The 23,185-nt window shown below is 54.8% G+C and carries 20 protein-coding genes, 2 pseudogenes and 1 riboswitch; of the genes and pseudogenes, 11 read left to right on the top strand and 11 right to left on the bottom strand.

What is annotated here, in order from left to right; translation table 11 throughout:
- The first annotated feature begins 75 nt into the window (after positions 1-75).
- Together rpoC and QEN32_RS20915 are read left to right on the top strand one after the other, a co-directional pair.
- Positions 76-4,299 carry a DNA-directed RNA polymerase subunit beta' gene (gene rpoC / locus QEN32_RS20920; RefSeq protein ID WP_000653965.1) on the top strand — a complete coding sequence of 1,408 codons (4,224 nt, stop codon included), beginning with the start codon at positions 76-78 and terminating at the stop codon, positions 4,297-4,299.
- A 41-nt stretch (positions 4,300-4,340) separates the two neighbouring features.
- Positions 4,341-4,667, top strand: coding sequence for a hypothetical protein (locus QEN32_RS20915; RefSeq protein ID WP_265322425.1), 327 nt, complete (start codon positions 4,341-4,343; stop codon positions 4,665-4,667).
- Between the two features lies 1 nt (position 4,668).
- Here QEN32_RS20915 and QEN32_RS20910 read toward each other — a convergent pair.
- Positions 4,669-5,012 (bottom strand): annotated as a pseudogene (locus QEN32_RS20910) (cytoplasmic protein).
- 411 nt (positions 5,013-5,423) lie between these two features.
- Here QEN32_RS20910 and QEN32_RS20905 point away from each other — a divergent pair.
- A pseudogene (locus QEN32_RS20905) lies at positions 5,424-5,608 on the top strand (hypothetical protein); the annotation flags it as partial.
- A gap of 153 nt (positions 5,609-5,761) precedes the next feature.
- Here the strand turns inward: QEN32_RS20905 and thiH are convergent.
- From thiH to rsd, 7 genes are all read right to left on the bottom strand, one after another.
- Complete coding sequence (gene thiH, locus QEN32_RS20900; RefSeq protein ID WP_265322424.1) at positions 5,762-6,895, bottom strand: 2-iminoacetate synthase ThiH; 1,134 nt, start codon at positions 6,893-6,895, stop codon at positions 5,762-5,764.
- Positions 6,892-7,662, bottom strand: a complete 771-nt coding sequence (gene thiG, locus QEN32_RS20895; protein ID WP_127201645.1) for a thiazole synthase — start codon at positions 7,660-7,662, stop codon at positions 6,892-6,894. The genes thiH and thiG overlap by 4 nt, the downstream gene beginning before the upstream one ends.
- Position 7,663: 1 nt before the next feature.
- Positions 7,664-7,864, bottom strand: a complete 201-nt coding sequence (gene thiS, locus QEN32_RS20890; RefSeq protein WP_080213300.1) for a sulfur carrier protein ThiS — start codon at positions 7,862-7,864, stop codon at positions 7,664-7,666.
- On the bottom strand, positions 7,845-8,603 hold the full coding sequence (locus QEN32_RS20885; RefSeq protein WP_197405001.1) for a HesA/MoeB/ThiF family protein: 759 nt from the start codon (positions 8,601-8,603) through the stop codon (positions 7,845-7,847). The genes thiS and QEN32_RS20885 overlap by 20 nt, the downstream gene beginning before the upstream one ends.
- Positions 8,596-9,231, bottom strand: coding sequence for a thiamine phosphate synthase (thiE, locus tag QEN32_RS20880; RefSeq protein WP_265322423.1), 636 nt, complete (start codon positions 9,229-9,231; stop codon positions 8,596-8,598). The genes QEN32_RS20885 and thiE overlap by 8 nt, the downstream gene beginning before the upstream one ends.
- The gene (gene thiC / locus QEN32_RS20875; RefSeq protein ID WP_265322422.1) at positions 9,231-11,126 is read right to left on the bottom strand and encodes a phosphomethylpyrimidine synthase ThiC; all 1,896 of its coding nucleotides are present in this window, start codon (positions 11,124-11,126) and stop codon (positions 9,231-9,233) included. Before thiC ends, thiE begins: the two co-directional genes overlap by 1 nt.
- A gap of 86 nt (positions 11,127-11,212) precedes the next feature.
- Positions 11,213-11,437, bottom strand: a riboswitch (TPP riboswitch).
- Positions 11,438-11,489: 52 nt separating this feature from the next.
- Positions 11,490-11,978 carry a sigma D regulator gene (gene rsd / locus QEN32_RS20870; RefSeq protein WP_000934317.1) on the bottom strand — a complete coding sequence of 163 codons (489 nt, stop codon included), beginning with the start codon at positions 11,976-11,978 and terminating at the stop codon, positions 11,490-11,492.
- Positions 11,979-12,070: 92 nt separating this feature from the next.
- Here rsd and nudC point away from each other — a divergent pair, with 92 nt between their 5' ends.
- The 6 genes from nudC to QEN32_RS20840 all read left to right on the top strand — a co-directional run bounded on the left by nudC (position 12,071) and on the right by QEN32_RS20840 (position 16,425).
- The gene (nudC, locus tag QEN32_RS20865) at positions 12,071-12,844 is read left to right on the top strand and encodes an NAD(+) diphosphatase (protein ID WP_001650853.1); all 774 of its coding nucleotides are present in this window, start codon (positions 12,071-12,073) and stop codon (positions 12,842-12,844) included.
- A 40-nt stretch (positions 12,845-12,884) separates the two neighbouring features.
- Positions 12,885-13,949: a uroporphyrinogen decarboxylase gene (hemE, locus tag QEN32_RS20860; protein ID WP_000137620.1), complete on the top strand. Its 1,065-nt coding sequence runs from the start codon at positions 12,885-12,887 to the stop codon at positions 13,947-13,949.
- 9 nt (positions 13,950-13,958) lie between these two features.
- Positions 13,959-14,630 (top strand): deoxyribonuclease V, encoded by a 672-nt coding sequence (gene nfi, locus QEN32_RS20855; RefSeq protein WP_000362359.1) that lies wholly within the window; start codon positions 13,959-13,961, stop codon positions 14,628-14,630.
- A 41-nt stretch (positions 14,631-14,671) separates the two neighbouring features.
- Positions 14,672-15,262, top strand: coding sequence for a YjaG family protein (locus tag QEN32_RS20850; protein ID WP_000940092.1), 591 nt, complete (start codon positions 14,672-14,674; stop codon positions 15,260-15,262).
- Positions 15,263-15,448: 186 nt separating this feature from the next.
- Positions 15,449-15,721: a nucleoid-associated protein HU-alpha gene (gene hupA, locus QEN32_RS20845; RefSeq protein WP_001044509.1), complete on the top strand. Its 273-nt coding sequence runs from the start codon at positions 15,449-15,451 to the stop codon at positions 15,719-15,721.
- Between the two features lie 11 nt (positions 15,722-15,732).
- The gene (locus QEN32_RS20840; RefSeq protein WP_001083931.1) at positions 15,733-16,425 is read left to right on the top strand and encodes a DUF1481 domain-containing protein; all 693 of its coding nucleotides are present in this window, start codon (positions 15,733-15,735) and stop codon (positions 16,423-16,425) included.
- Positions 16,426-16,466: 41 nt separating this feature from the next.
- On the opposite strand, the gene zraP is transcribed toward QEN32_RS20840, so the two are convergent.
- A complete protein-coding gene (zraP, locus tag QEN32_RS20835; RefSeq protein ID WP_000828129.1) occupies positions 16,467-16,922 on the bottom strand; it encodes a zinc resistance sensor/chaperone ZraP in 456 nt (151 codons plus the stop codon).
- Between the two features lie 253 nt (positions 16,923-17,175).
- On the opposite strand from zraP, the gene zraS reads away from it, so the two are divergent.
- Together zraS and zraR are read left to right on the top strand one after the other, a co-directional pair.
- Positions 17,176-18,573 (top strand): two-component system sensor histidine kinase ZraS, encoded by a 1,398-nt coding sequence (gene zraS / locus QEN32_RS20830; protein ID WP_265322421.1) that lies wholly within the window; start codon positions 17,176-17,178, stop codon positions 18,571-18,573.
- A 5-nt stretch (positions 18,574-18,578) separates the two neighbouring features.
- Positions 18,579-19,904, top strand: a complete 1,326-nt coding sequence (zraR, locus tag QEN32_RS20825; protein ID WP_000617928.1) for a sigma-54-dependent response regulator transcription factor ZraR — start codon at positions 18,579-18,581, stop codon at positions 19,902-19,904.
- Here the strand turns inward: zraR and purD are convergent.
- Together purD and purH are read right to left on the bottom strand one after the other, a co-directional pair.
- Positions 19,901-21,190, bottom strand: coding sequence for a phosphoribosylamine--glycine ligase (purD, locus tag QEN32_RS20820; protein WP_197393968.1), 1,290 nt, complete (start codon positions 21,188-21,190; stop codon positions 19,901-19,903). The genes zraR and purD overlap by 4 nt on opposite strands.
- An 11-nt stretch (positions 21,191-21,201) precedes the next feature.
- Entirely contained in the window at positions 21,202-22,791 is a 1,590-nt protein-coding gene (gene purH, locus QEN32_RS20815; protein WP_265322420.1) for a bifunctional phosphoribosylaminoimidazolecarboxamide formyltransferase/IMP cyclohydrolase, read from the bottom strand.
- Between the last annotated feature and the right edge of the window lie 394 nt (positions 22,792-23,185).

Below are 23,185 nucleotides of genomic sequence, written 5' to 3'. Positions count from 1 at the left end.
TCTCGCTCAAACAGGTCACTGGTGTCGGGGTAAAACCCGACACCAGATTGTGCTAACTCCGACGGGAGCAAATCCGTGAAAGATTTATTAAAGTTTCTGAAAGCGCAGACTAAAACCGAAGAGTTTGATGCGATCAAAATTGCTCTGGCTTCGCCAGACATGATCCGTTCATGGTCTTTCGGTGAAGTTAAAAAGCCGGAAACCATCAACTACCGTACGTTCAAACCTGAGCGTGACGGCCTTTTCTGCGCCCGTATCTTTGGGCCGGTAAAAGACTACGAGTGCCTGTGCGGTAAATACAAGCGCCTGAAACACCGTGGTGTTATTTGTGAGAAGTGCGGCGTTGAAGTGACCCAGACCAAAGTACGCCGTGAGCGTATGGGCCACATCGAGCTGGCGTCCCCGACTGCTCACATCTGGTTCCTGAAATCGCTGCCGTCCCGTATCGGTCTGCTGCTCGATATGCCGCTGCGCGATATCGAACGCGTACTGTACTTCGAATCTTATGTGGTTATCGAAGGCGGTATGACCAACCTGGAACGTCAACAGATCCTGACTGAAGAACAGTATCTGGACGCGCTGGAAGAGTTCGGTGACGAATTCGACGCGAAGATGGGTGCGGAAGCTATCCAGGCCCTGCTGAAGAGCATGGATCTGGAGCAAGAGTGTGAAACTCTGCGCGAAGAGCTGAACGAAACCAACTCCGAAACCAAGCGTAAGAAGCTGACCAAGCGTATCAAACTGCTGGAAGCCTTCGTACAGTCTGGCAACAAGCCAGAGTGGATGATCCTGACCGTTCTGCCGGTTCTGCCGCCAGATCTGCGTCCGCTGGTTCCGCTGGATGGTGGTCGTTTCGCGACTTCTGACCTGAACGATCTGTATCGTCGCGTCATTAACCGTAACAACCGTCTGAAGCGTCTGCTGGATCTGGCTGCGCCGGACATCATCGTACGTAACGAAAAACGTATGCTGCAGGAAGCGGTTGACGCCCTGCTGGATAACGGTCGTCGCGGTCGTGCGATCACCGGTTCTAACAAGCGTCCTCTGAAATCTTTGGCCGACATGATCAAAGGTAAACAAGGTCGTTTCCGTCAGAACCTGCTCGGTAAGCGTGTTGACTACTCCGGTCGTTCTGTAATCACCGTAGGTCCATACCTGCGTCTGCACCAGTGCGGTCTGCCGAAGAAAATGGCGCTGGAGCTGTTCAAACCGTTCATCTACGGCAAGCTGGAACTGCGTGGCCTGGCCACCACCATCAAAGCCGCGAAGAAAATGGTTGAGCGTGAAGAAGCCGTCGTTTGGGATATCCTGGACGAAGTGATCCGCGAACACCCGGTACTGCTGAACCGTGCACCAACACTGCACCGTCTGGGTATCCAGGCATTTGAACCGGTACTGATCGAAGGTAAAGCTATCCAGCTGCACCCGCTGGTTTGTGCGGCATATAACGCCGACTTCGATGGTGACCAGATGGCTGTTCACGTACCGCTGACGCTGGAAGCCCAGCTTGAAGCGCGTGCGCTGATGATGTCCACCAACAACATCCTGTCTCCGGCGAACGGCGAACCTATCATCGTTCCGTCTCAGGACGTGGTATTGGGTCTGTACTACATGACCCGTGACTGTGTTAACGCCAAAGGCGAAGGCATGGTGCTGACTGGCCCGAAAGAAGCTGAGCGTATCTATCGCGCAGGTCTGGCCTCTCTGCATGCGCGCGTTAAAGTGCGTATCACTGAATATGAAAAAGATGAAAACGGCGAATTCGTTGCGCACACCAGCCTGAAAGACACGACCGTTGGTCGCGCCATTCTGTGGATGATCGTACCGAAAGGTCTGCCTTTCTCCATCGTCAACCAGGCGCTGGGCAAGAAAGCGATCTCCAAAATGCTGAACACTTGCTACCGTATTCTGGGCCTGAAACCGACCGTTATTTTTGCGGACCAGACGATGTACACCGGCTTTGCTTATGCAGCGCGTTCAGGTGCGTCCGTTGGTATTGATGACATGGTCATCCCGGAGAAAAAACACGAGATCATTTCTGAAGCGGAAGCTGAAGTTGCTGAGATCCAGGAGCAGTTCCAGTCCGGTCTGGTAACCGCTGGCGAACGCTATAACAAAGTTATCGACATCTGGGCTGCGGCGAACGATCGTGTATCCAAAGCGATGATGGATAACCTGCAAACCGAAACCGTGATTAACCGTGACGGCCAGGAAGAGCAGCAGGTTTCCTTCAACAGCATCTACATGATGGCCGACTCCGGTGCGCGTGGTTCTGCGGCCCAGATTCGTCAGCTGGCCGGTATGCGTGGTCTGATGGCGAAGCCAGATGGCTCCATCATCGAAACGCCAATCACCGCGAACTTCCGTGAAGGTCTGAACGTACTCCAGTACTTCATCTCCACGCACGGTGCGCGTAAAGGTCTGGCGGATACCGCACTGAAAACCGCAAACTCCGGTTACCTGACCCGTCGTCTGGTTGACGTCGCGCAGGATCTGGTAGTGACCGAAGATGACTGTGGTACGCACGAAGGTATCCTGATGACCCCGGTTATCGAGGGTGGCGACGTGAAAGAGCCGCTGCGTGACCGCGTTCTGGGCCGTGTGACAGCAGAAGATGTGCTGAAACCGGGTACCGCGGACATTCTGGTTCCACGCAACACGCTGCTGCACGAACAGTGGTGTGACCTGCTGGAAGCAAACTCCGTTGACGCCGTTAAAGTGCGTTCCGTTGTATCCTGCGACACCGACTTTGGTGTATGTGCGCACTGCTATGGTCGTGACCTGGCGCGTGGCCACATCATCAACAAAGGTGAAGCTATCGGCGTTATCGCGGCACAGTCCATCGGTGAACCGGGTACACAGCTGACGATGCGTACCTTCCACATCGGTGGTGCGGCATCGCGTGCGGCTGCTGAATCCAGCATCCAGGTGAAAAATAAAGGTAGCATCAAGCTCAGCAACGTGAAGTCGGTTGTGAACTCCAGCGGTAAACTGGTTATCACTTCCCGTAACACCGAACTGAAGCTGATCGACGAATTCGGTCGTACCAAAGAGAGCTATAAAGTGCCTTATGGCGCTGTCATGGCGAAAGGTGATGGCGAGCAGGTTGCCGGCGGCGAAACCGTGGCAAACTGGGACCCGCACACCATGCCGGTTATCACCGAAGTGAGTGGTTTCATCCGCTTCACTGACATGATCGACGGTCAGACCATTACGCGTCAGACCGACGAACTGACCGGTCTGTCTTCGCTGGTGGTTCTGGATTCGGCTGAACGTACTACTGGTGGTAAAGATCTGCGTCCGGCGCTGAAAATCGTTGATGCTCAGGGTAATGACGTTCTGATCCCTGGTACCGATATGCCTGCGCAGTACTTCCTGCCGGGTAAAGCGATTGTACAGCTGGAAGATGGCGTACAGATCAGTTCTGGTGACACCCTGGCGCGTATTCCGCAGGAATCCGGCGGTACCAAGGATATCACCGGTGGTCTGCCGCGCGTTGCAGATCTGTTCGAAGCGCGTCGTCCGAAAGAGCCGGCCATTCTGGCGGAAATCGCAGGTATCGTTTCCTTCGGTAAAGAAACCAAAGGCAAACGTCGTCTGGTGATTACGCCGGTTGATGGTAGTGACCCGTACGAAGAGATGATTCCGAAATGGCGTCAGCTCAACGTGTTCGAAGGTGAACGTGTAGAACGTGGTGATGTGATTTCCGATGGTCCGGAAGCGCCGCATGACATTCTGCGTCTGCGTGGCGTTCATGCTGTGACGCGTTACATCGTTAACGAAGTCCAGGATGTATACCGTCTGCAGGGCGTTAAGATTAACGATAAACACATCGAAGTTATCGTTCGTCAGATGCTGCGTAAAGCCACCATCGAAAGCGCTGGTAGCTCCGACTTCCTGGAAGGCGAGCAGGTTGAATACTCCCGCGTCAAGATCGCTAACCGCGAGCTGGAAGCGAACGGCAAAGTGGGCGCAACCTTCTCCCGCGATCTGCTGGGTATCACCAAAGCGTCTCTGGCAACTGAGTCGTTCATCTCCGCGGCATCGTTCCAGGAGACCACGCGTGTCCTGACCGAAGCAGCCGTTGCGGGCAAACGCGACGAACTGCGCGGCCTGAAAGAGAACGTTATCGTGGGTCGTCTGATCCCGGCCGGTACCGGTTACGCGTACCACCAGGATCGTATGCGTCGTCGCGCCGCGGGCGAGCAGCCAGCAACACCGCAGGTCACTGCGGAAGATGCATCTGCAAGCCTGGCAGAGCTGCTGAACGCAGGTCTGGGCGGTTCTGATAACGAGTAATCGTTAAATGGTGGAGGGGCATTTATCCCTCCACCAGCTTCATGCTGGATACCGAATCCCGGGTCGCTTGCCTACAAGGAAAGAAAATGCCAGCGATTATTTCATTAATCTATTTAATGTTTAGTCTTTTGGTATTTACAAAAAAGATAACCATTTCAAACGTTCTGTCCGCTTTTTTATTGTTTCTATCGTTATATATACTTCACCATAAATCATTACTTATATTTATTTATTGTCTTATTATTATTGTCGCCACCGTTATTCTTCATCAAGTCAAAACCAGCGCGGATAAAAAAGCCGTATTTTATTTTTCAATGCCATGCTGGCTCTTGATTTTATCTGTAATTATAAATTTAATGTGTAAATGAATTATTTTTTCATAACTCTTGTTTCTCGCATTATTTGTGAAAACTCATTGTCACTGGTTATATGAATAAATTGTCCAGTTTTTGCATTATATTTTGCCATCGCACAGGGAAGACTATTACCGCCGTTAGCCATAACAAATTTTGCTTTTGTATTACGATAAAGATTGACGCCAGGAATGGGGTCTTGACCGAATGTATAAGGCGTTGGGACACTTACATTATGTTTGTTTGAGAACCACTTTGCTAAAATCCCGTCAACGCCATTAACCGGCGTAATAAAAGTAGAGAATCCACAATACTCAAAATTGAATTTTTTACCATTGGGTTTCTTTTTTTCTGTAACATTAAATCCAAATGTGACTTTAAATTTATCCCATAAATCTAAGTTATTAAAGTCTATTGGCTCGCCATTATAAAATACCTGCTGTTCATACATTAAATGATAAACCTGTTTTATTGGTTGTTTACGCGGGACATTTTAAATTATTAAATGGAGTATTTAATTCCATTAAGGTCTTTAGGCCGAAAAAACACACAGACGACTTTATAATCGGACAATACACCAATCCCAGATGTCCGAGGATGCAGTGCGTATAGGTAAAATGATATGTATTATCTCAGACCTGATCTGACAGTTACCGGTTATTTATACAGATATCTGTCAGATTACATCTGGCTTAAATTTTTCTCAGCCCAGATGCGTTTTCCATCAAGTAACGTTCCCATCGGCGTCCGACCGCAACACATTTTTCCCTGATGGGTTCGCCCCTGATTCCCGTTGTTCTGGGGCATCATTTTATGGACAAAAACGATCAGCAGACACGGTTGGAAGAGGGCCGCCAGAGAAATTACAGTCAGGAACGCTGCCCAAAAGCTTCAAGTTCACCGCTATTTCGATAATCCAGTGGCCAGCCCTCGGTCGTAAATTACTGATGAAGGGGAGAAGGCTGGGCAAAAATGAGGAAGGGATACTTTGCCCTGGTCAGCTTCCGTTGCTGACGATGACAAAATAAAAAAACGGGAGGTCGATAACAATCTCCCGTTTTTCACATTACGTACTCGCTCGTGAAATATTAATGCGTTTACATACGGGTTCACCGCATTTGCGAAGCGCGCCCCAGCCAACTGTCCCAGTCTTTCCAGACGGGCTGCAATCCTTGCGCGCTTAACGCGCTTGCTACGGCTTCTGGCCGACGGTCATCGTGGGGAGAAAACTGCTCCAGTTCCGGATGATCGTCAGCGTAGCCGCCAGGCTGGGTTTTTGAGAAGGCGCTGACGTTGTTGATTGCCAGAGGAATCACATGGTCTCGGAACCAGGGCGATTCGCGGGTGGAAAGCGATAGCTCAATTTCTGGCGCCAGTAAACGAAACGCGCAAATGGTTTGTACCAACTGTCGCTCGTCCATGATCGATGCGGGTTCAACGCCTCCGGCGCAGGGCCGCAGGCGAGGAAACGAGATGGAGTAACGGCTCTGCCAGTACTGTTTTTGCATCCACAACAGATGCTCCGCCACCATATAGCAATCAACCCGCCAGCTGTCCGACAGACCAATTAGCGTGCCAAGACCGATTTTGTCGATACCTGCCCGGCCTAACCGATCCGGCGTTTCCAGCCGCCAGAAAAAGTCCTGTTTCTTTCCCTTCAGGTGATGCTGTGCATAGATTGCCTCATGGTAAGTTTCCTGATAAACCATCACGCCATCGATCCCCAGCGTTTTGAGCTCCGCATAGTTTTCTTGCGACAAGGGCTGGACTTCCATCTGTAAAGAGGAAAATTGACGGCGGATGGTGGGTAAATGACGGCGAAAATAGTCCATGCCGACTTTGGCCTGATGTTCGCCGGTGACCAACAGCAGATGCTCAAAACCCAGCTCACGGATAGCTGAGCACTCGCGGGCAATTTCAGCCTCATCCAGCGTCTTACGCTTGATGCGGTTGCTCATCGAGAAGCCGCAGTAGGTGCAGTCGTTGGCACAGAGGTTTGAGAGATAAAGCGGTACGTAGAAACTGACGGTGTTGCCAAAGCGTTGTCGGGTCAGCCTTTGTGCCCGCTGCGCCAGCGGTTCAAGGTAATCGGCGGCGGCGGGGGAGAGCAACGCCATCAAATCGTCCCGGCTAAGAGGCGCGGCGTTCAGTGCGCGCTCCACGTCGGCGGCAGTTTTACCGTTGATGCGCAGGCGAATATCGTCCCACTCCAGTTGCCGCCAGCGGTCGCTGAAAGTTTTCATGCCAGGGCCTCCAGAAACCCGGTGAGCGGGCTGGTGGCGCTGGCGTAGGTGCTACGATTACCCGGCACCGCCTGACGCGCCAGTAATCCGGCTTCCACCGCCAGACGGAAAGCGGTTGCCATCATCACCGGATCGTCCGCCACGGCAATTGCGGTGTTGACCAGTACCGCATCAGCGCCCATTTCCAGCGCCTGCGCGGCATGGCTGGGCACGCCAATGCCCGCATCAACCACCACCGGCACGGTGGACTGCTGGATAATAATCTCCAGCATCGCTTTGGTTTCCAGCCCCTGATTCGAACCGATAGGCGCGCCGAGCGGCATCACCGCCGCGCAGCCGACCTCTTCCAGCCGCTTGCACAACACCGGATCCGCGCCACAGTAGGGCAGCACCACAAAACCCTGCTTCACCAGCGACTCGGCAGCTTTTAGCGTTTCGATCGGGTCCGGCAATAGCCAGCGGGCGTCCGGGTGGATTTCTAATTTCAGCCAGTGGGTGCCCAGCGCTTCGCGCGCCAGTTGGGCAGCAAAAATCGCCTCTTCAGCGGTTTTCGCCCCGGAGGTATTGGGCAGCAGCGTGACGCCCGCTTCAATCAGCGGCGCCAGAATCGCATCATTGTGCTGGCGCAGGTCCACGCGCTTCATCGCCAGCGTCACCAACTGGCTGCCGGAAGCGCGAATTGCCTCGACCATCAGTTGCGATGAGGCAAACTTCCCGGTACCGGTGAACAGATGTGAATCAAACGTTTTGTCAGCAATACGTAACATATCAACCCCCTGCAATAACCTGAAAAAGCAGGATCTGGTCGCCTTCCTGCACGATTTGCTGCTGCCACTGCTCGCGCGGCAGGATCTGCTGATTGAGCGCCAACGCCGCGCCCGGTTTAAGCTGATTGAGTTGCGTGAGCAGCTCACTGACGGTTTGCCCTGCGGCGCACTGCATCGGTTCATCATTGAACTGAATCTGCATGTTGCCCTCCGCAGACCGGACAGCCGCTGGCACGACGCAGCGCCAGGCTGCGCCACTGGCTGGTTTTACCGTCAAACAGGCGTAGCTCGCCGCTCGGCGTTTCCATCCCGCTGAGTAATTTAATCGCCTCCAGCGCCTGCAAAGTGCCCATCACGCCAACAACCGGTCCGACGATACCGGCGGTACGGCAGTTGCGTTCAGGCTCGACATCGTCCGGCCACAGGCAGCGGTAACAGCCTTGTTCCCACGGTGGTGTGAGGACCATTAGCTGGCCACCGAAGCCGACGGCGCTGGCGGAAATTAACGGAGTGTTGAGCGCCACGCAGGCGGCGTTAATTTCCTGGCGCGTGGCCATGTTATCGGTACAGTCGAGCACCACGTCGGCGTGTGCTACCGCGTTTTTAAGCACATCGCCAGTCAGACGTTGTTGCAATACGATCAGCTCGCTACCGGGGTTGAGCTGCGCCAGCCGTAGCTTTGCCGCCTGCGTCTTCGGGTGGGCGATATCATCGGTGGTGAACAGAATTTGCCGCTGGAGATTGCTCAAGTGAACATCGTCATCATCCGCCAGCGTCAGTGTGCCGATGCCTGCTCCCGCCAGATACAGCGCGGCAGGCGAACCCAATCCGCCTAAGCCGACAATCAATACATGGCTATTGAGCAGCTTTTGCTGGCCTTCAATGGCGATATCGCCGAGCAGGATTTGCCGGCTGTAGCGCATAAAGTCGCGGTCATTCATTGCCGACTCCCGCGATTGCCAGCAGTTGTGCGGTGGCTTCACGCCAGTCTGCTGCTTGGGTAATAGCGCTAACCACAGCCACGCTGCCGACGCCGGTCGCCAGTACCGCAGGAGCGCGTTCAAGGCTGATGCCGCCGATCGCGACGGTCGGGTAATCCGCCAGTCGTTCAATATGACTTGCCAGCTGCGCCAGCCCCTGCGGGGCGGAAGGCATCTGCTTGGTTTGCGTGGGGAAGACATGACCCAGCGCGATATAAGAAGGCTTAGCGGCCAGCGCGACGTCTATCTCCATATCATCGTGGGTCGATACGCCCAGGCGTAACCCCGCCGCCTGAATCGCCTTCAGGTCAGTGGTTTCGAGATCTTCCTGGCCCAGATGCACGCCGTAAGCGCGGTGCTTAATTGCCAGACGCCAGTAATCGTTGATAAACAGCCGGGCGTCATAACGACGCCCCAGCGCGATGGCGGCGATAACGTCGGCTTCCACCTCTTCATCGCGTTTATCTTTGATACGCAACTGGATCGTGCGCACGCCTGCCTCCAGCAGGCGCTCAATCCATGCAACGCTGTCCACCACCGGGTAAAGCCCGAGACGGAACGGCACGGTCGGGAAATCAGGCTGATACATCAGGCTTCCTCCCGCTTGAGATAGATTTCGCCACCTTTGGCGCGGAAGTTTTCCGACATATCCGCCATGCCGACTTCAATGGCTTGCGCGGCGGCGTAGTCGCGGACCTCCTGGCTGATTTTCATCGAGCAGAATTTCGGCCCGCACATGGAGCAGAAGTGGGCAATCTTGCCGGACTCCTGTGGCAGGGTTTCATCGTGATAAGCGCGGGCGGTGAACGGGTCGAGCGCGAGGTTAAACTGATCTTCCCAGCGGAATTCGAAGCGCGCTTTCGACATGGCGTTATCGCGGATCTGCGCGCCCGGATGGCCTTTGGCTAAATCCGCTGCGTGGGCGGCGATTTTGTAGGTGATCAGCCCCTGTTTCACATCTTCTTTGTTCGGCAGGCCGAGATGTTCTTTCGGCGTCACGTAACACAGCATCGCGCAGCCAAACCAGCCGATCATCGCGGCGCCAATGCCGGAGGTGAAGTGGTCATAGCCCGGCGCGATATCGGTGGTCAACGGCCCTAAGGTGTAGAACGGCGCTTCGTGGCAGCTCTCCAGCTCTTCGGTCATGTTGCGCTGAATCATATGCATGGGTACATGACCCGGGCCTTCAATCATCACCTGCACGTCGTATTCCCAGGCGATTTTGGTCAATTCGCCCAGCGTATGCAGCTCGGAGAACTGCGCTTCGTCGTTGGCGTCCTGAATGGAGCCGGGACGCAGGCCGTCGCCCAGCGACAGGGAAACGTCGTAGGCGGCGCAGATTTCACAAATCTCGCGGAAATGTTGGAACAGGAAGTTCTCTTTGTGATGCGAGAGGCACCACTTCGCCATGATTGAACCGCCGCGTGAGACAATGCCGGTCAGGCGCTTGGCGGTCATCGGCACGTAGCGCAGCAGCACGCCCGCGTGGATGGTGAAGTAGTCGACGCCCTGTTCGGCCTGCTCCAGCAGCGTGTCGCGGAACGCTTCCCAGGTAAGATCTTCGGCGATCCCGTTGACCTTTTCCAGCGCCTGGTAGATCGGGACGGTGCCGATCGGTACCGGGCTGTTACGCAGGATCCACTCACGGGTTTCGTGAATATAGCGGCCGGTGGAAAGGTCCATTACCGTGTCCGCGCCCCAGCGGGTCGACCACACCAGTTTTTCCACCTCTTCTTCGATGGAGGAGGTGACCGCCGAGTTACCGATGTTGGCATTCACTTTGACCAGGAAGTTGCGGCCGATAATCATCGGCTCGGATTCCGGGTGGTTGATGTTGGCGGGAATAATCGCGCGGCCCGCAGCCACTTCATCACGCACGAATTCCGGCGTAATGTTTTCCGGCAGGCGCGCGCCGAAGTTCATGCCCGGATGCTGGTGGCGCAGCACTTCACTGCGAATGCGCTCGCGGCCCATGTTTTCACGGATGGCGATGAACTCCATTTCGGGAGTGACGATCCCCTGGCGGGCATAATGAAGTTGCGTCACGCGGTGTCCGGCTTTGGCGCGTTTTGGCGTTAACAGACCGGTAAAGCGTAATGCGTCAAGCCCTTCATCTGTCAAGCGTTCGCGGGTATAGGCAGAACTGCGGTCAGAAAGTGTTTCTACATCAGCCCGCGCTTCAATCCATGGCTGGCGCAGTTTCGCCAGACCCTGCTGGACGTTAATCGCCACCTCAGGATCGCCATAGGGGCCGGAGGTGTCGTACACCGGCACGGCTTCGTTCTCTTCAAACTGCGGGTTGTCTTTGCTGCCGCCGATGAGCGTCGGGCTCAGTTGAATTTCGCGCATCGGTACGCGAATATCATGCTGCGAACCGGTCACGTAGATGCGTTTCGAGTTGGGAAAGGCAGTCCCTTCCAGCGTATCGATAAAATGCTGGGCTTTAGCGCGCTGCTCGCGGCGGGTTAACGTTGTTGTAGACATAGCTCATTCCAAAAAATTAAGGACGTGGCTTGTCAGACGACGGATGGAGTAATGGATGTGCGCCGCCCGTAAAGGCAGCAGCATAAAGCAGAATTACTCTTGTTCCCTTCGCAGGTATTAACCTGATCAGGTTCCGCGGATCCCGAATTAACGGTCTCAGCCTTTTCCACTTCATCCTTCGCGCTGCCTCTTCGTTGGCTTCGTCCGCTCACTCCAGTCACTTACTTATGTAAGCTCCTGGAGATTCACCGACTTGCCGCCTTGACGCATCACGAACGCTTTTGTGGAAAATTAGCACTCCGACAAGATAACCGCCCCTCCGAAGAGGGGGCTGAAGTAAACTACCCGTTACTCGCGCAGAACTCAAGCGGGACGTTTGACTCTGGCGCCGTCGTGCATCGCATCAAACACCAGCATAATCAGCTTGTCTTCCAGCACAAAGCGGGCTTCCAGCGCTTCGCCGATATCTGACAGAGCTTGTTGAAATTCGAGACAATTATCGTGATCGATGGCAGTTTCCAGGCTGGTGTCGTAATAATCCATAATGCGCTGCGTATTATCTTCCAGCAGCGGCCAGATTTTTGCCGCATGTAAAAGCTGACCGTTTCCTTCCAATTTATGGAGAATACGTTCATAAATACTGAAGTGCCCGGCGGAAAGGTAATCGACCAGGCTCTGACAAAAATTATCCAGCGCTTTTTCATTCAGCCGCATGTACGATTCTTTGCCAGGCTTAATGCCAACCAGGTTGTAGTAAGCCACGAGCAGGTGCTTACGTACATCCAGCCAGCGATCGACCAGTTTGTTGCTTCCGCCAACGCGCTCCGTCAGGTTTTCCAGCTGGTTTAGCATGATTGTCTCCGCAAGTTAGATAAAGGCTGCTCGCCATGAATGTAAAAATAATGTTAACAACATGCCAGTGAAGCAAAGGTAGTGCAAGAGCTATGGATCGTATAATTGAAAAATTAGAGAGTGGCTGGTGGATCGTCAGCCATGAACAAAAATTATGGTTGCCGTATGGGGAATTACCACACGGGCTGGCAGCAAATTTCGATCTTGTGGGGCAGCGCGCACTCCGGATAGGTGAATGGCAAGGCGAGCCCGTCTGGCTGGTGTTACAGCATCGACGCCATGATATGGGATCGGTTCGCCAGGTTATCGATCAGGATGCAGGGCTGTTCCAACTGGCGGGACGTGGCGTACAGTTGGCGGAGTTTTACCGATCGCATAAATTTTGCGGCTATTGCGGGCACCCTATGCACCCGAGTAAAACCGAATGGGCGATGCTGTGCAGCCATTGCCGCGAACGCTACTATCCGCAAATTGCCCCCTGCATTATTGTTGCCATTCGCCGTGAGGATTCGATCCTCCTTGCCCGGCACGTTCGCCACCGCAACGGCGTGCATACCGTGCTGGCCGGGTTTGTTGAAGTCGGCGAAACCTTAGAACAGGCGGTCGCGCGTGAAGTGATGGAGGAGAGCGGCATTAAGGTGAAAAACCTGCGCTACATTACTTCCCAGCCGTGGCCTTTCCCGCAGTCGCTGATGACTGCTTTCATGGCGGAGTATGACAGCGGCGAGATTGTCATCGACCCGAAAGAACTGTTGGAAGCAAATTGGTACCGTTACGACGATCTGCCGCTACTGCCGCCGCCGGGCACCGTCGCGCGCCGTTTGATCGAAGATACGGTGGCAATGTGTCGGGCTGAATATGATTGACATGTTACACTGGGCGCATCAACGCTAAAGGAATGTAAAAATGACCGAACTCAAAAACGATCGTTATCTACGTGCGCTGCTGCGCCAGCCCGTTGATGTTACGCCAGTGTGGATGATGCGCCAGGCGGGCCGTTATCTACCGGAGTACAAAGCCACTCGCGCTCAGGCGGGCGATTTTATGTCGCTGTGCAAAAATGCCGAACTGGCCTGCGAGGTCACTTTACAGCCGCTGCGCCGTTATCCGCTTGATGCGGCGATCCTTTTCTCGGATATCCTGACGATTCCGGACGCGATGGGCCTGGGGCTCTATTTTGAAGCCGGGGAAGGCCCGCGCTTTACGGCCCCTGTCACCTGCAAAGCCGATGTCGATAAGCTGCCCATTCCCGATCCGGAGGATGAACTGGGCTATGTGATGAATGCGGTACGGACCATCCGCCGCGAACTAAAAGGCGAGGTTCCTCTGATCGGCTTCTCCGGCAGCCCGTGGACGCTGGCGACTTACATGGTGGAAGGCGGCAGTAGCAAAGCCTTCACGGTGATTAAAAAGATGATGTACGCTGACCCGCAGGCGTTGCATCTGCTGCTGGATAAGTTGGCGAAAAGCGTCACGCTGTACCTCAACGCGCAGATTAAAGCGGGTGCGCAGTCGGTGATGATTTTCGATACCTGGGGCGGCGTGCTGACTGGCCGCGATTACCAGCAATTCTCCCTCTACTACATGCATAAAATCGTCGATGGCCTGCTGCGTGAAAACGACGGTCGCCGCGTGCCGGTAACGCTGTTCACTAAAGGTGGCGGTCAGTGGCTGGAGGCGATGGCGGAAACCGGCTGCGACGCGCTGGGTCTCGACTGGACGACAGATATCGCCGATGCGCGCCGTCGCGTTGGCCATAAAGTGGCGCTGCAGGGCAATATGGACCCCTCGATGCTGTATGCGCCGCCGGCACGGATCGAAGACGAGGTAGCGACTATACTTGCTGGTTTCGGTCAGGGAGAAGGGCACGTCTTTAACCTTGGACATGGCATCCATCAGGATGTGCCGCCAGAACATGCTGGCGCATTTGTGGAGGCAGTGCACCGACTTTCTGCGCAGTATCACAGCTAAGGAGTTAGTATGGATCTCGCGTCGCTACGCGCTCAACAGATAGAACTTGCTTCATCGGTTTGCCGCGAAGATCGCCTGGACAAAGATCCGCCAGCGTTTATCGGCGGGGCGGACGTCGGTTTTGAGCAGGGGGGCGAGGTGACGCGGGCGGCGATGGTGTTGCTGAAATATCCGTCGCTTGAACTGGTCGAGTACAAGGTGGCGCGTATTGCCACCACCATGCCGTATATCCCCGGCTTCCTCTCTTTTCGTGAATATCCTGCGCTGCTGGCGGCGTGGGAACAGCTCTCGCAAAAGCCCGATTTGCTGTTTGTGGACGGTCACGGTATTTCGCATCCGCGTCGGCTTGGCGTCGCCAGTCATTTTGGACTGTTGGTGGACGTGCCGACCATCGGCGTAGCGAAAAAACGGCTATGCGGTAAATTTGAGCCACTTTCCGCCGAACCTGGTGCACTTAGCCCCTTAATGGATAAAGGCGAGCAACTGGCGTGGGTATGGCGCAGCAAGGCGCGCTGTAATCCGCTGTTTATCGCGACAGGGCACCGGGTCAGTACTGACAGCGCGCTGGCGTGGGTACAGCGCTGTATGAAAGGGTATCGCCTGCCGGAGCCGACGCGCTGGGCGGATGCGGTCGCTTCCGGGCGTCCGGCGTTTGTTCGTTGGCAAGAAATTCAGCGCTGATTCAGGTAAACTGCCGCTAATTTCCGATTCGAGATTCCATCATGTTACAAAACCCGATTCATTTGCGTCTGGAGCGGCTGGAAAGCTGGCAGCACGTTACCTTTATGGCCTGCTTGTGCGAGCGCATGTACCCGAACTACGCCATGTTTTGCAAGCAGACGGAATTCGGCGACGGACAGATCTACCGTCGCATTCTGGATCTGATCTGGGAAACCCTGACGGTGAAAGATGCAAAGGTCAATTTCGATAGCCAACTGGAGAAGTTTGAAGAGGCAATTCCGGCAGCTGACGACTATGATCTGTACGGCGTTTACCCGGCGATTGATGCCTGCGTCGCATTAAGCGAATTAATGCATTCTCGCCTTAGCGGCGAAACGCTGGAACACGCTATTGAGGTTAGTAAGACTTCCATTACTACGGTAGCGATGTTGGAAATGACTCAGGCTGGTCGGGAAATGACCGATGAGGAGCTCAAAACGAACCCTGCCGTTGAACAGGAATGGGATATTCAGTGGGAAATATTCCGACTTTTAGCCGACTGCGAAGAACGCGATATTGAACTGATAAAAGGGCTCAGGGCAGACCTGCGCGAGGCTGGTGAGAGCAATATCGGTATAAATTTTCAGCAATGACACCAGAAAACGTGATTTAACGTCTGATTTGTCGTGCCATAAGGCTTCCCTTATGCCCCCCGTCTGGTCTACATTTGGGAGGCGAAAAAAAGTGGCTATCGGTGCGTGTATGCAGGAGAGTGCTTTTCTGGCATTTCCGTCGCACTCGATGCTTAGCAAGCGATAAACACATTGTAAGGATAACTTATGAACAAGACTCAACTGATTGATGTAATTGCAGACAAAGCAGAACTGTCCAAAACCCAGGCTAAAGCTGCTCTGGAATCCACTCTGGCTGCTATTACTGAGTCTCTGAAAGAAGGCGATGCTGTACAACTGGTTGGTTTCGGTACCTTCAAAGTGAACCACCGTGCTGAGCGCACTGGCCGTAACCCACAGACCGGTAAAGAAATCAAAATCGCCGCCGCTAACGTACCGGCGTTTGTTTCTGGTAAAGCTCTGAAAGACGCAGTTAAGTAAGACGCGTAGCTGTGAACAGTTTTATCGAAGGGGCTCGTCAGCCCCTTTTGTCTGTCTGGCGTCGCGCGTTTCTGTTTTCTGGCGCGCTGTTGCTGACTGCCTGCAGTCATAACGCTTCACCGCCTCCGTTTACTGCCAGCGGCTTTGCCGGCGATCACGGCGCGGTGCGTATCTGGCGTAAAGATACGAACGATGAAGTCCATCTGCTTTCTGTTTTTAGCCCGTGGCATAGCGGCAGCACGACGACCAGCGAATATCGTTGGCAGGGTGATACGCTTTCGCTTATTGAACTCAATATTTACAGCAAACCGCCAGAACATATTCGCGCGCGTTTCGACGCTCATGGCGAACTTAGTTTTATGCAGCGTGAAGTCGGGGGGCAGAAGCAGCAGCTTTCCAACGATCAGATTGCCTTGTATCGCTATCGCGCCGAACAAATCCGTCAGACCAGCGACGCCTTGCGCCTGGGGCGGGTCATACTACGCCAGGGACGCTGGCACGCCGACCATACGGTAACCACCTGTGAAGGTGAAACGCTGAAACCGGATCTGGATTCCTGGGCAATAAGCCACATTGAGCGCCGCCAGAACCACTCATCGGTAGAGGTGAGCGTAGCATGGCTGGAGGCGCCGGAAGGATCGCAACTTTTGCTGGTGGCGAATTCAGATTTCTGTCACTGGCAGCCGCAAGCGAAAACCTTTTGATGGAATACCGAATGGCGAAGCCGCCATTCGGCAAACATGCTTTACCAGTTTCCCATACCCATATGACCGCCGCCGCGATGATAACCGCCGCCATAGCCGCCGCAACCGCCATAGCCCATTCCTGCGCCGCGTGGTATGCCAGCCTGCGCCATCGCGACATCCCGTTTCACGCGTTGCTCATCTAACTTCTGGCCTAATGACTCCATCTCTTTGGCAACCGCGTTAATTTTCGCAGTATCCGGCGAACTGGCGGTCAGTAGCGCGTTGTATTCATAACGTTTGGATATCAGTTGCTGGCGCAGCGCGCTGGTCTGCGTGTAGTAGTCATCATAAATCTTCTGCGCCGTCGCCTGCTGTTCCGTGGTTAACGGGCTACCTCCCTGTTGCCACATACCGTCATTGTTGCCCCAGTGATGCCCGGCGAAGGCGGCGCCGGAGCTCAGGGCCAAAAGAGAGAGGGCGATTAGCGCGATAGCTGATTTATTGTTCCGTTTCATTTTGCGTTCTCCTGTTGCTCATCTTATCCTCTCTCTAGCATCTTCCGTGCCAGGTAACTATTCCTTGTCGGGCAGCGAGTTAACCCGCTTCAGGCGGCAAAAAGCGAGTAAAAATGACTCGCATGACCCGCCTGGCGAGTCATTTTTACCCATCCGTATCCGAAAGGGTGTGCGACAACGCGCGGTTATGCGGAGCGAAGAATGGCATGATCTCTGCTTAAGTAAGGAAAATAAAAACGAGCCGGGGAAGCCTGTGAGTTTTATACGATTACATAAAGATGCCGCTGCAACGTGGTTGAGTCGGCTGTTACCTGCGGCGATCTTCATTCTGGTGGGGCTATTTTCCATTATGGTCATTCGCGACTATGGCCGTGAGAGCGCTGCCGCCAGGCAGACGCTGCTGGAAAAGGGAAATGTACTCATTCGCGCTCTGGAGTCCGGCACGCGAGTAGGTATGGGAATGCGGATGCATCACGCGCAGCAGCAGACATTGCTGGAAGAGATGGCGGGTCAGCCAGGCGTGTTGTGGTTCGCCGTAACGGATGCGCAGGGGGTAATCATCACTCATAGCAACCCTGGCATGGTGGGCAAATCGCTCTATTCCGCATCTGAAATGCATCAACTAAACCCCGGGCCGCAGGAGCGTTGGCGGCGTGTCGACGTTGCTGCTAACGGCGAGACGGTGCCTGCGCTGGAAATTTACCGTCAGTTCCAGCCGCTTTTCGGTATGAGAGGTCACGGTATGAGGGGGCACGGCATGGCGCGTAGCGCCAATGACAACGAACCAGCGAAACAAACTATTTTTATTGCCTTTGACGCCAGCGAGCTGGCCGCAACACAGGCAAGGGAGTGGCGTAATACGCTGATTGTTTTGTCTGCGTTAGCGGCGGTGCTGTTGGCAACGTTACTGGCGTTTTTTTGGCATCAGCGTTATCAGCGCTCGCACAGAGAACTGCTTGATGCAATGAAGCGTAAAGAAAAGCTGGTGGCGATGGGGCATCTGGCGGCGGGCGTCGCGCACGAAATTCGTAACCCGCTCTCGTCCATCAAAGGGCTGGCGAAATACTTTGCCGAGCGCACGCCTGCCGGCGGCGAGTCGCATGAACTGGCGCAGGTGATGGCCAAAGAGGCCGACCGTTTGAACCGGGTGGTAAGCGAATTGCTCGAACTGGTAAAGCCCGCGCATCTGACGCTCCAGGCGGTTAACCTCAATGATATTATTACTCACTCCCTGAATCTGGTCAGTCAGGATGCCCAAAGCAGAGAGATTCAGTTGAGATTCACGGCGAATGAGACGCTTAAGCGTATTCAGGCTGACCCGGACAGGCTGACTCAGGTGCTGTTGAATCTGTACCTGAACGCTATTCATGCGATTGGCCGCCAGGGAACGATTAGCGTAGAGGCAAAAGAAAGTGGGACCGACCGCGTTATCATCACTGTTACCGATAGCGGGAAAGGGATCGCCCCGGATCAGCTGGAGGCGATTTTTACACCTTATTTTACGACCAAAGCTGACGGGACAGGCCTGGGGCTGGCGGTGGTGCAAAATATCATCGAACAGCATGGCGGCGCGATTAAGGTGAAAAGTATTGAGGGTAAAGGCGCGGTCTTTACTATCTGGTTGCCAGTGATAGCGAGACAACAGGATTAACAAGGGTGATACGCGGAAAAATCGATATTCTGGTTGTGGATGATGATGTAAGCCACTGCACGATTTTACAGGCGCTGCTTCGGGGCTGGGGCTATAACGTCGCTCTGGCCTACAGTGGGCATGATGCGTTGGCTCAGGTGCGTGAGAAAGTCTTTGATCTGGTACTGTGCGATGTGCGTATGGCGGAGATGGACGGTATCGCCACGCTGAAGGAGATTAAAGCGCTCAACCCCGCCATCCCGATTTTGATTATGACGGCATTCTCCAGCGTGGAAACGGCGGTAGAGGCGTTGAAAGCCGGCGCGCTCGACTATTTAATTAAACCGCTGGATTTTGACCGTCTGCAGGAGACGCTGGAAAAGGCGTTGGCGCATACGCGGGAAACGGGCGCTGAATTGCCATCGGCGTCGGCTGCGCAGTTTGGCATGATTGGCAGCAGTCCGGCGATGCAACATTTACTGAATGAAATCGCGATGGTCGCACCATCAGACGCCACGGTATTGATTCACGGAGACTCCGGCACGGGTAAAGAGCTGGTGGCGCGGGCGCTACACGCCTGTAGCGCCAGGAGCGACAAACCGCTGGTCACGCTCAACTGCGCGGCGCTTAATGAATCGCTGCTGGAGTCTGAGCTGTTCGGCCACGAAAAAGGCGCGTTTACCGGCGCGGATAAACGTCGGGAGGGACGCTTTGTCGAAGCTGACGGCGGGACATTGTTTCTTGATGAAATCGGCGATATCTCGCCGTTAATGCAGGTACGTTTGCTGCGGGCGATTCAGGAGCGCGAAGTGCAACGCGTGGGAAGTAACCAGACGATATCTGTGGATGTTCGGTTAATTGCCGCTACCCACCGCGACCTGGCGGAAGAGGTGAGTGCCGGTCGCTTTCGTCAGGATCTCTATTACCGCCTGAATGTGGTGGCGATTGAAATGCCTTCTTTGCGCCAGCGTCGGGAAGATATTCCGCTACTGGCAGACCATTTTCTGCGGCGTTTTGCCGAACGTAACCGAAAAGCGGTAAAGGGGTTTACGCCGCAGGCGATGGATCTGCTGATCCACTACGACTGGCCGGGCAATATCCGTGAGCTGGAAAACGCTATCGAGCGGGCGGTGGTGTTGCTGACGGGAGAATACATTTCTGAACGCGAATTGCCTCTCGCTATTGCCGCGACGCCGATAAAAACGGAATACAGCGGTGAGATCCAACCGCTGGTGGACGTCGAAAAAGAGGTGATTCTGGCGGCGCTGGAAAAAACGGGCGGCAACAAAACGGAAGCCGCCCGCCAATTAGGCATTACGCGCAAAACGCTGCTGGCTAAACTCAGCCGTTAGTTTTGCTCACGCTCAATGGCGCGCCAGCCAATGTCGTTACGGCTGAAGCAGCCGTCCCAGCGGATGTCGGTCATCAGGGCGTAAGCGCGTTTCTGCGCCTCAGCCACGGTGTGGCCCAGCGCGGTGGCGCACAGGACGCGTCCGCCGCTGGTCAACACGCGGTCGTCATCGGCGAGTTTGGTGCCCGCGTGGAAAACTTTACCGTCAGCCACTTCTTCCAGCGGCAGGCCGTGGATCTCGTCGCCGGTGCTGTAGCTGCCCGGATAACCGCCCGCGGCGATCACCACGCCTAATGAAGCGCGTTCGTCCCACTCGGAGGTTTTCTCATCCAGCTTGCCGTCGCAGGCGGCCAGGCAAAGATCCACCAGATCCGATTTCATGCGCAGCATGATCGGCTGGGTTTCCGGATCGCCGAAGCGGCAGTTGAACTCGATAACTTTCGGGTTGCCCTGCTTGTCGATCATCAGACCCGCATACAGGAAGCCGGTGTACGTGTTACCTTCTGCTGCCATGCCTTTCACGGTTGGCCAGATGATGCGTTCCATGGTGCGCTGGTGCACTTCATCAGTCACCACCGGCGCCGGTGAGTATGCGCCCATGCCGCCGGTATTCGGGCCGGTATCGCCATTGCCTACGCGTTTGTGATCCTGGCTGGTGGCCATCGGCAGCACGTGCTCGCCGTCGACCATCACGATAAAGCTCGCTTCTTCGCCGTCGAGGAACTCTTCAATCACGATGCGGTGGCCCGCGTCGCCAAAGGCGTTGCCTGCCAGCATGTCATGAACGGCGGCTTCGGCTTCTTCCAGCGTCATCGCCACGATAACGCCTTTGCCTGCAGCCAGACCATCGGCCTTGATGACGATCGGCGCGCCTTTCTCACGCAGATAAGCCAGGGCTGGCTCAATCTCGGTGAAATTCTGGTATTCCGCCGTCGGAATCTGGTGACGAGCGAGGAAATCTTTGGTGAACGCTTTGGAGCCTTCCAGTTGCGCGGCCCCTTCGGTTGGGCCGAAAATTTTCAGGCCTGCGGCGCGGAAGGCATCGACCACGCCAATCACCAGCGGCGCTTCCGGGCCGACGATGGTCAGATCAATCTTCTCGTTCTGGGCAAAGCTCAGCAGCGCCGGAATATCGGTGACGCCGATAGCCACGTTCTGCAACGCGGGCTCCAGCGCGGTACCGGCATTACCCGGTGCGACAAAAACGGTATCAACCAGCGGCGACTGTGCGGCTTTCCAGGCCAGCGCGTGTTCGCGTCCGCCGTTACCAATCACTAATACTTTCATGTTTCGCTCCATTAATGGCGGAAGTGGCGCATGTCAGTGAAGATCATCGCAATACCGTGTTCGTCGGCAGCGGCAATCACTTCGTCATCACGGATAGAACCGCCAGGCTGGATCACACAGCTCACGCCAACGGCGGCAGCGGCATCAATACCGTCACGGAACGGGAAGAACGCGTCGGAGGCCATCGCGGAACCTTTCACTTCCAGACCTTCGTCAGCCGCTTTAATGCCAGCGATTTTCGCGGAGTACACGCGGCTCATCTGGCCTGCGCCTATACCGATAGTCATGTTCTCTTTCGCATACACAATGGCGTTGGATTTCACGAACTTGGCGACCTTCCAGCAGAACAGCGCATCGCGCAGCTCCTGCTCGGTCGGCTGGCGTTTAGAGACCACGCGCAGTTCAGCTTCGCTCACCATACCCAGATCCCTGTCCTGAACCAGCAGGCCGCCGTTAACGCGTTTAAAGTCGAGGCCCGGTACGCGCTGTGCCCACTGGCCACAGGTCAGGACGCGAACGTTCTGTTTAGCGGCAGTGATCTTCAGCGCTTCTTCGGTCGCAGATGGGGCGATGATCACTTCCACGAACTGGCGGGAGATGATGGCCTGCGCGGTTTCCGCATCCAGCTCACGGTTAAAGGCGATAATGCCGCCGAACGCGGAGGTCGGGTCGGTTTTATAGGCGCGATCGTAAGCGTCGAGAATAGAGGTACTTACCGCCACGCCGCACGGGTTAGCGTGCTTGACGATTACGCAGGCTGGCTCGTTGAACTCTTTCACGCATTCCAGCGCCGCATCGGTATCGGCGATGTTGTTGTAGGAAAGCGCTTTGCCCTGCACCTGTTGTGCAGTGGCAACGGACGCTTCTTTCACATTCTCTTCTATATAGAAGGCAGCCTGCTGGTGGCTGTTCTCGCCGTAACGCATATCCTGCTTCTTAATGAAGTTCAGATTCAGCGTACGCGGGAAGCGACCGGCGGCTTCTTTGCTTTCACCGTGGTAGGCCGGAACCATGCTGCCGAAGTAGTTAGCGATCATGCTGTCGTAGGCGGCGGTGTGTTCGAAGGCTTTAATCGCGAGATCGAAACGGGTGTTGAGGGTCAGAGAACCTTCGTTAGCATCCATCTCTTTAATAATGGCATCGTAGTCGCTGCTCTTCACCACGATAGCGACGTCTTTATGGTTCTTCGCGGCGGAGCGCACCATGGTCGGGCCGCCGATATCGATGTTCTCTACTGCATCTTCCAGCGAGCAACCTTCGCGGGCAACGGTCTCGGCGAACGGATACAGGTTAACGACAACCATATCGATAGGGGCGATGTGGTGCTGTTCCATAATGGCATCGTCCTGGCCGCGACGACCGAGGATGCCGCCGTGGACTTTTGGATGCAGGGTCTTTACGCGTCCATCCATCATTTCCGGGAAACCGGTGTAATCGGAAACTTCGGTCACCGGCAGGCCTTTTTCTGCTAACAGGCGGGCTGTGCCCCCCGTAGACAGCAGCTCCACACCGCGTGCGGAAAGTGCCTGGGCGAATTCGATGATACCGGCCTTGTCAGAAACACTGAGCAAAGCGCGGCGGACTGGACGACGTTGTTGCATGGTAAATCCCCTGGATTTGACGATTACAGAGAGCGTTAGCTGAATTTTTCGTGAAAAACTCAGCTAACGCCCCTTATGGGGCATTCTCATTTTGCGGCGACATTGTAACGAAAACGTTTGCGCAACGCTCGCGAATTTTTCTTTTTAAATTCTGGCCCTGCTTTTATCCCTGAAAGATCATTTGCAGAGTGAGAAGATCCAGGAGATGAACGCGCATTTTGTGGATAAGTCTGTGCGTAAATGGGTATAACCAGGGGTTTTGCTGGGGAATGCAGCAAACAGTCATTTTTCTGCAATTTTTCTATTGCGGTCAGCAGAGAACTCCCTATAATGCGCCTCCATCGACACGGCGGATGTGAATCACTTCACACAAACAGCCGGTCGGTTGAAGAGA

The sequence above is a fragment of the Salmonella sp. SA14318 genome, assembly GCF_029866905.1.
Taxonomy (GTDB): domain Bacteria; phylum Pseudomonadota; class Gammaproteobacteria; order Enterobacterales; family Enterobacteriaceae; genus Salmonella; species Salmonella enterica.
This window is presented reverse-complemented; position numbering and strand designations above follow the sequence as displayed.